This window comes from 'Chrysanthemum coronarium' phytoplasma (assembly GCF_000744065.1).
Lineage (GTDB): Bacteria > Bacillota_I > Bacilli_A > Acholeplasmatales > Acholeplasmataceae > Phytoplasma > Phytoplasma asteris.
Map to the genome: position 1 here is coordinate 1 of NZ_BBIY01000044.1, position 9,128 is coordinate 9,128.

At 25.2% G+C, this 9,128-nt stretch carries 6 protein-coding genes and 1 pseudogene; all 7 read right to left on the reverse strand.

Going from position 1 to position 9,128, the window contains the following annotated elements:
- Nucleotides 1–34: 34 nt before the first annotated feature.
- On the reverse strand, nt 35–412 hold the full coding sequence (locus OYV_RS02735; RefSeq protein WP_042068158.1) for a substrate-binding periplasmic protein: 378 nt from the start codon (nt 410–412) through the stop codon (nt 35–37).
- A 1,010-nt stretch (nt 413–1,422) separates the two neighbouring features.
- Nucleotides 1,423–3,129 carry a transporter substrate-binding domain-containing protein gene (locus tag OYV_RS02745; protein ID WP_236620270.1) on the reverse strand — a complete coding sequence of 569 codons (1,707 nt, stop codon included), beginning with the start codon at nt 3,127–3,129 and terminating at the stop codon, nt 1,423–1,425.
- A gap of 145 nt (nt 3,130–3,274) precedes the next feature.
- The gene (locus OYV_RS04475; RefSeq protein WP_269077287.1) at nt 3,275–4,861 is read right to left on the reverse strand and encodes a transporter substrate-binding domain-containing protein; all 1,587 of its coding nucleotides are present in this window, start codon (nt 4,859–4,861) and stop codon (nt 3,275–3,277) included.
- Between the two features lie 33 nt (nt 4,862–4,894).
- Complete coding sequence (locus OYV_RS05355) at nt 4,895–5,128, reverse strand: hypothetical protein (RefSeq protein WP_042068162.1); 234 nt, start codon at nt 5,126–5,128, stop codon at nt 4,895–4,897.
- Between the two features lie 193 nt (nt 5,129–5,321).
- Complete coding sequence (gene argS / locus OYV_RS02760; protein ID WP_042068163.1) at nt 5,322–6,995, reverse strand: arginine--tRNA ligase; 1,674 nt, start codon at nt 6,993–6,995, stop codon at nt 5,322–5,324.
- Nucleotides 6,996–7,915: 920 nt separating this feature from the next.
- On the reverse strand, nt 7,916–8,794 hold the full coding sequence (locus OYV_RS02765; protein WP_042068164.1) for a deoxyribonuclease IV: 879 nt from the start codon (nt 8,792–8,794) through the stop codon (nt 7,916–7,918).
- A 91-nt stretch (nt 8,795–8,885) separates the two neighbouring features.
- A pseudogene (locus tag OYV_RS05075) lies at nt 8,886–9,128 on the reverse strand (hypothetical protein); the annotation flags it as partial.

A 9,128-nucleotide genomic window follows, 5' to 3' on the forward strand; every position in this document is an offset into this window, starting at 1 on the left:
GTGTATATACATGGTGGAGCTGGTTCTGGCAAAACTACCATTTTAATTTGTCACAAAATGAGTCATAATCTATTTCTTTAGTTTTTCTTAAATCATCAAATCTTTTGTCGCTTTTTCTTACTACCATGCTTGTTTCTGTATGTGTATAAGTTTTAGAAACGTCAAGAGTTTTTGCCCTTTCTTCTGTAATGCTCATAGAAGTAATTGATAAATCAATTTTATTTTGATTTAAATCGCCTAAAATACCTTTAAAATCAAAGACATAGATTTCTAATTTCAGTTCTAAATTTTCTGCTATTTCTTTGATTAAATCAATATCGAAACCTGCTACGTATTCACCAGTTTTTTGAGATTTAATAGTATCTTTGTGAGGTTCTAAAACTTTAAAAACATTAGGAGTAACATTATTCATTGCTCCAACTTTTAAAATGTGTTCGTCTTTGTTGTTTGTAGTTGTTTTTTCTGAAATGTTTGATTCTGATTGTCTTTGTTCTGGATTTATCTTTTCTTTTTTAAACCAACCAAAAACTTCACAATTCGACCAGAATATAATTACAATACCAATTAATAATGTAGAAATTTTTAATATTTTAATATTTTTTTTATTTTTGCAAAGATTTGAAAAAACCGTTTTATATAAATCACTTTATTTGATTCCTTTTTTATTTTGGGATTTTAGTTTGGAATAATTCAAAAAATAAATAATGAATTAAAATTTTTCCTTCCTTATCATATTATTTTTGTGATGTTATTTTTGGTTTTCTAAGAATAATAAAAAATGATAATGTTTAATTAATGTTTTGGGGTAAAAAAATTATAAGTTTTTTAGTTTTGATAGTGTTTAAATGATGATTAAATGTTTTTTTACATAACAAATTATAATATCTAAATATTTAAAAGATATTTTTTATATTTATAAATATATTTACGTTTAAAAAAAGGCAAAAAATGCCAGTTATTTTGTTATAGCTAGATTATAATTTATTTATTTTTAAAATAATAAATGCGTTATTTATGTGTATTTTATTGATAATTTAGAGATTTGTTATTTTTTATATCTGATATAAGTTTGACTTATATCTAAACATATATTTAGATTTATATTTAACATTAACGTCCATTTTAGGCTCCTGATATAATAAGATTTGAGTTTCAAACAACAATAAAAACAACTATTTGAAAATAAACATGTAATTTATATTTAAAATTGCAAAACATTGTTTTTATCTCCCGAAATTAATTTATTAAATATTTAAAATTACTCTTAAATATTTATAATTATTTATATTATATCAAATAAAATAAAAAAAATGTATTTTTTTAAAATTCATTTATTTTTTATACTTATAGAGTTTTTTTGGCAAATAAAAAAAGACCATTATAAATGATCTTTTTAGAGTAATATTTAATTTACAGCTATTTTTACTTATTTAAATTAATGATATTTTTGGAAAATATTTTATCTAATAAATTAGCAATACTAATGATGCTTAAATAAAAACAAGATATCATTACAAAAGGCAGAATCGGATTAAAAGTAGAACCCATATTGCTTTGTGCTTGCCAAGAAAGTTCGGCAATTCCTATAATGGCAAAAAAAGAACTATCCTTAATGTTTGTGATGAATTGTTGGATAATAAAAGGCACTGATCTTTTTAAAGCTTGGGGGAAGATAATAGAGAAAAAAACTTGCTTTTGGTTCATCCCTAAAGAATGAGCGGCTTCAATTTGTCCTTTATCTAAGAATTTAATATTTTGCATTAAAATTAAAGTAATGTTTGCTAAAGAATTAAGCACTAAAACAAAAAGACCTGCATACAAACGTTTAATTTCAAAAAGATCTTTGCAAAGATAACCAATACCATAAAAAACAAGCATTGCTTGGGCAGCTACAGGAATTCCTTTTAAAATAAAAAATAAAGTATCTAAAAAATAAGTTGTTCCTTTATTAATATTTAATATTATTTTATTATGGGATTGAGAGTTTTTAATTAAAGTATATGAAGTTGCAAATAAAAAACCAATAATAATACCATCAATAGCTAAAATTAAAGTGGTTTTGAGTCCTTCTAGATAAGATGGAAAAGTTTCTTTGATTTGATGCCAAGTAGTGCTTTTAGAAAGCATGTCTTTGTGGTTGTCAAAAACTGTTTTTAATCTTGTTTCTGATTCACTTTCTATTTTTTTTATTTGATTGTCTATTTGGTTGTATTTATCGTTGTCTTTTGTTAAATTTTTACGTTTTTCCTTTAAATCTATAATGTCTTGTAAACTTTGGTTTTCATTTTTTGTAACTAATTTTAAATCGCATAAAATTTCATCCATTTTTTCTTTTAATTCTAGGCTTCGGATTTCTTTTTCTCCTTTAGGCAAAAATATCCCTAAACCTTGAGGACAAACAGAATATTTTGAATCATCTGAGGTCATATCAAAATATACTAAGTCATCTTCTTTTTGACAAGCACATCTAGCCAAATAACTATCTATTACAAAAATATCTGATTTTCCTTGTAAAACATCTTGAAAACATGCAGGAGGACTAGTTAATTCGTTGTTTTTTTTAACATGTGATTTGATATCATCTTTATTTGTTATTTCATCTTCAATCATTTTGATTGCAGCAGTGCTAGTAACTGTTACAAATTTAATTGGTTTTTGAGGTACACCTTTTTCTTTTAATTTTTGGCAAAAATCCTTATATTCTATTTTTTTATTTTTAACTATTTCTTTGAATCTGTCATCTTTTTTTCTTACTACCATGCTTGTTGCAGTTTGTGTGTAGGCTTTAGAAACTATGAAATTTTCTTTTCTTTGGTCTGTAATACTTAAAGTTGTAATTGCCAAATCTACAGTTCCTTGCTCTAAGGCAGTTAGAACTCCTGCAAAATCAAAGACATGAATTTCTAAATTATACTCTAATCTTTCAGCTACATCCTTGATTAAATCTATATCGAATCCTGCTATATATTCGCCATTTGTAGCTTTTATAGCGTTTTTTTGATTTGTAGCTTTAAAAGTATTGGGAATAGAACTATTAGTCATTGCTACTTTTAAAGTTTTGGAATATTTTTGAAGATTTTGTTTTTTTGTTTTGGTTGAAAAATGCCATCCAAATACTGAAAAATGCAACCATACCAACAATATAGAGCTAATTGATAATGTAATAATTTTGAATATTTTTATATTATTTTTCTTTTGGAAAATATTTTTTAAAAATGAGTTTTTATTAATTAAATTAATGAAATTGTTCACTTCCTTTTCTATTTTTTTTCTTTTATTTTTTCAATTTAATATTTTTTTCTAACATTTTGCTTAAAAAAACAGTCATACTAATAATTATTAAATAAAAACAAGATATCATTATAAAAGGCAAGATTGGATTTAAGGTAGCTCCCATATTGCTTTGTGCTTTCCAAGAAAGTTCGGCAACTCCTATAATGGCAAAAAAAGAACTATCCTTAATGTTTGTGATTAATTGTTGCAAAACAAAAGGAACTGACCTTTTTAAAGTTTGAGGAAAGACAATAGAGAGAAAAACTTGCTTTTGGTTCATCCCCAAAGAATGAGCAGCTTCAATTTGTCCTTTATCTAAGAATTTAATATTTTGCATTAAAATCATTGTAATACTTGCTAAAGAATTAAGTATTAAAACAAAAATTCCTGCGTGTAAAGGATTAAAATTTCCTTTAAAAAGAAAAGTAATGCTGTAATAAATAAGCATTGCTTGAGCGGCTACAGGAATGCCCTTTAAGACAAAAAACAAAGCATTTATGGAAGTATTTAATATTTTTATTATAGCAACTATCAAGAAATTATTTTTGTGGTAATCTAATTTTATATTTTTAATTAAAGTGCATATAATAGCTAATAAAAAGCCAACAATAAGACTGTCGATAGCTAAAATTAAAGTGGTTTTGAGTCCTTCTAGATAAGATGGAATGGTTTTTTGGGCTTGGATGAAAATCTTTTTTGTTGGTAGTTCAATTGTTTCTTTGTTTTCATTAAAGACTTCATCTAGTCGTTTTTTTACTTTTTTTTCTATTTCTTCTATTTTATTTTTATCTTCTGAACTAACTTCTTCGTTACTAGTTTCTTTTAATTCATGATTTTTTTTCTTTAAGTCTATGATGTCTTGGGATTCGCCTTTTTCATCTTTTTTAACTAAATCCAATTTTACCAACGCTGCATTTATCTTTTCTTGTAAATTTGGTATTCTTCTATCTTCATCATTTTTTTTAGGAAAAAATATTCCTAAACCTTGGGGACAAGTAGAATGTTCTAAGTTATCAGAATGCACATCAAAATATGTCAAATCTTGATTTATTTCACAAGCCCATCTAGCTAAACAATTATCTGTTATAAACATATCTGATTTTCCTTGTAAAATATCAGTAAAACATGCAGATGAACTTGTTAATTCGTTATTTTTGATGACATATTCTTTTTCTTTATTAGTATCTGATTTGATTTTTTCAATTACTGGGATTGCAACAGTATTTAGAAATGTTATAAATTTAATGGGTTTTTCTTTTCCTAAAACTTTTAATTTTTGGCAAAATTCATTATAATTTATTTTTATTTCTTTGTTATTGTTTGGCTCTTGTTGTTTTCTTAAATTATCCAATAAATCATCAAATCTTTTGTTTCTTACTACTATGCTGGTTCCAGTTTGCATATAGGCTTTAGAAACATCGTATTTTTCTTTTCTTTTGTCTGTAATACTCAAAGACGCAACTGCGATGTCAATTGTTTCTTGTTCTAAGGCATTAAGAAGTCCTGCAAAATCAAAGACATGAAATTCTAATTCTAAATCTAGTTTATCAGCTATATTATTGATTAAATCAATATCAAAACCCGCTATATATTCACCGTTTACAGCTTTTTTGGCCTTCTTTCACTCATTTTGTTCTAAAACTTTAAAAACATTAGGAGCAGAATTGTTGTTAACTCCTACTTTTAAAATGGTTTTCTTTTTGGAATTATTTTTTATATGGAAATATCCAAATATTGATAAATTCAGCCATATTAAAAATAAAAAACTAATTAATAATGCAGTAATTTTTAACATTTGGGTTTTATTGGTATTTTGGAAAATGTTTTTAAAAAAATGTTTTTTATCAATGAACATAATCACTTCCTTCTTTTAATTATTGGGTGGTTGTTTGGGTTTTCTTTTTTTAGTTTTTTAGTTTTGGATTTGTGGATTTGATTTTCCAAGCCAAAATAAAAATATTTAATTTTAACAAAATAAAAAAAGTCTTTGCAGAATTTTCTTTGGGATTTAATTGTTTTATGAAAAATAAGGTATTTTTTAAAAATTACTACATATTTTCTAAAAAAGGAACCCCTAAAATTCTTAAACTTTCTTTAAGAGTGATAAAAACTGCTTGGATTAATAAAAGATTAGTGTTTGTAGTGGTTTTATCATCTGTTAAAATCTTTTCTTGTGAATATAAAAAGTTAACATTTTGAGTTATTTTTAACATATATCTTGCCAAAATACTTGGCATATTGTCTTTTTGGGCTTTTTGCAAAATTAAAGGAAACTGGTCTAATAATTTTACTAAAATAAAATAATGGTTTTTTTGATAAATGGTTTTGTCAATTAAGTTTGTGTCTAGTTTTTCTTTGTTTAAAAGGGAATTTAGACGTGCTGCTGTGTATTGAAGATAAGGTCCTGTTTGTCCTTTAAATTGTAAAATAGTTTCTAAATTAAAATCAATATCTAGATGTCTATCGTTTTTAAGGTCGTTAAAAACGATAGCTCCTACAGCGATTTTGCGTGCAGTTTGGTTAAGATTTGATAAATGAGGATTTTTTTCTTCAATGATTTTTTGGGCTAAAATAGTAGCTTGATTAATTACTTCAATTAAGGTAGTAAATTTGTGATGTCTAGTAGAAATTTTTTTGCCATCCATCAAAACTAAACCAAAATTAATGTGTTTTATTTTAGTGTCACAGTATCCCATTTTTTCAATTATTTGGGCTAATTGTTTAAAGTAAAGTTTTTGTTCGTTGCCTACAACATATAAAACATTTTGACAATTAAAAGTGTTACAACGATATTTAAAAGTAGTTAGATCTCTTGTTAAATACAAGGTGCTGCCATTAGTTTTTTTCACTAAACCAGGAGGTAAATTATCAAGTTCTATAAGCAAAACTTGGTCTTCTTCTTTTAAAAGTTTTTTTTGTTCTAATTCTTCAAAAAGAGGAGCGATTTTGTCATTATAAAAAGATTCTCCCAAGAAAAAATCAAATGAAATCCCCAAAATATCATAAATTTTGCAAAATTCTTGTAAAGACACTTCGCGGAACCATTTCCACAAATCGAGATATTTTTGGTTTTGTTGTTCTAATTGTAAAAAAGCAAAATTGGCTTGTTCGTTTAATTCAGGATTGGTTTTGGCTTGTTGATGAAAAAAAACATATAATTTTTGTAGTTCGTTAATTGGGTCTTTTAGGATTTTTTCTTTGTTGCCCCATTTTTGATAAGCTACAATCATTTTACCAAATTGGGTTCCCCAGTCTCCTAAGTGATTGATTCCTACTACCTCAAAACCTAATTTTTGATAAATATTTTTGAGAGCGTTTCCAATAACAGTAGAACGCAGATGACCAACAGAAAAGTTTTTAGCAATATTAGGAGAAGAATAATCAATAACTATGGTTTTATTTTGATTGGGAAAATTGCCATAATTAGCTTGTAATTCGTTGATTTTGAGTAATATTTCGTAAGCTAATGAAGCTCTTTTAAGTTTGATATTTAAAAAACCGTTTAAAAACATTAATTCTTGGATTTCGTTTATTGTGACAAGGTTTTTTTTGATATTTTCAAAAATAATATGAGGGTTAGTTTTGGTTTTTTTGGCATAAGCAAACAAAGGTAAAGAAAAATCAAATTTGTCATTTTCCAGTTGTTCTTGTAAAATTAATTCTTCTAATAAAACTTTTTGGATTGCATTTTCAATTTTGCTTTTGGTGGTTTGTAAATTCATGATTGCAGTTCCTTTCTTTTTGGATTGTAAAATAAAAAATGATTCCTGAATTATGACAATAAATGATAAAATAATGAAATTATTAAAAACTTTTTACCTAAAATTTATCTCGTTAATTTTTTAATATATTTTTGATGATAAACATTTTTGATAAACATTTTTGATATTTTAAGATATATAAACATATTTTATAAAACTATTATAGCATTTTTTATAATTTTTGTTTGAAAAAAGTTAAGATACTTATTTTGGTATTTGTAAATTAGATAGAAAAATATTAAGAATTGCAAAAAAATTTTTGTTGTGGGGTTTGGTTTGGGTTAATTTTAGTAATAAAATGTTTTTAAATGCATTTATGCATTTTTTTATTCATAAAATTTTATTAAATAATATTAAAAAATAGCCTAAATGTTAAAAAGTACTCTTTTTATATTTTGGTATTCCTAATTAAAATTAAAAAAACAACCCTTTAATTTGCAAAAGAGTTGTTAAATAATAAATTATTTTTTTAATTAGAAAGTAAATATTTTATCTAGTTTGGTAAGGTTAGTTAATATTTCTTAAAAAATCAACTTTTAAACCAAATTTTAATATTAAAATTAATAAAATAATACCAATAATTATTTTGATGATACTACGTAAAAAGAAAAAAAATAATCCGATGATAAAAGCAATAATTATCATTTGATAATTGGGATTTAATGTGTTCCAAAAAGAAAATGTATTGCTTATAATTTCTTTTTTATCGATGATTTTAAAACCTCACTAATAATTGTATTTTTCGATGTTCAACATTATTAAAATGCTATATTAAAAGTCTAAAATAGTTTTAGAAAATATTTTAATAAACAATAAACACCAATATTAATTATAAGTGATTTTGGATTTTTTCAAACTTGTTTTAATTATTAGTTTGTTTTTTAAAATAATTTTTTTAATTCGGGGTTAAAAACTTTGGCTTTAATCATTTCAATTTCGCGTTTATAAGGTGCTTTGTCATTGATATAGGGAGTTTCTAAAATTTTAGGGATACAAGCAAAAGCACGATGATAGATAATTTTGAGTAAAGTTTCAAAACCGATTTTGCCAAAACCGATGTTTTCATGGCGGTCTTTGTGACTATTACATTCGTTTTTAGAGTCGTTAATATGAATTACAGAGATATTTTGAAATCCTAAAATGGAATCTATCTTTTGGATAATTTCTTCTAAGTTTTCTTTTAAATCATAGCCAGCATCAAAAAGATGACAAGTATCAAGACAAAAAGAAACTCTTGTGTTGTTTTTAACTTGGGTTCTTATTTGTTGCAATTCTTCTAGGTTTTTCCCAATTTCAGTTCCCTTGCCTGCCATAGTTTCTAAGGCAACTTGAGTTTTTAAATGTTTAGTTTTTTCAAAAATTAAATCAAGGCTTTGAGCAATTAAACTAATTCCTTCTTGGGGGATTGTTTTGAGATAGTTTCCTGGATGTAAAACCATTTTATTAATTTTCATTGCTGCAAAACGTTCTAATTCTTGGGATAAAAAATCAATTGCAAAAGCCCTTTTAGTCTCGTCGGGATTAGCAAGATTTATAATATAAGGAGCGTGCCCTACCAAATTATTTAAAGATAAATTGTTGTTTTGGACAATTTCTAAGGCTTCTTTAATTTTTAATTCTTCGGTTTTGGTTCTTATCGTATTTTGTGGAGCACCGCTATAAACCATCAAAGCATTAGCACCATAAGAAATGGCAGTTTGGATGGCTCCTTGAAAATTATGTGGTTTTTTCATAGCAACATGGCTTCCCAAAAATAACATGATAAAAGCTCCTTTATTGGTTTGTTTTTTGATTTATTAGTTATAAATTAGTTTAGTTTTTTCTTGATAATTAGTTTTGCAATTAGTTAATTTATTTTTTTGATGGTTTTTGTGATTTGTATTTGGCTTTTGGTTTGAATTTTTTTTGCAAAAAAGTATTTTTGCTTTTGGGGGATTGGTTTTCTTTTTGGTTCTTTTTCTTATAATTGGGTTTTACTTGTTTGCTTTTAGTTTTTTTGTTTTTGTTTGTTTCTTGGACTGTGTTTTGAGTTTTATTTGGTGTTTCCAAATTAGAATCTTTATTATTTTCTTTTTTAGGAAGTTTGGATTCTTT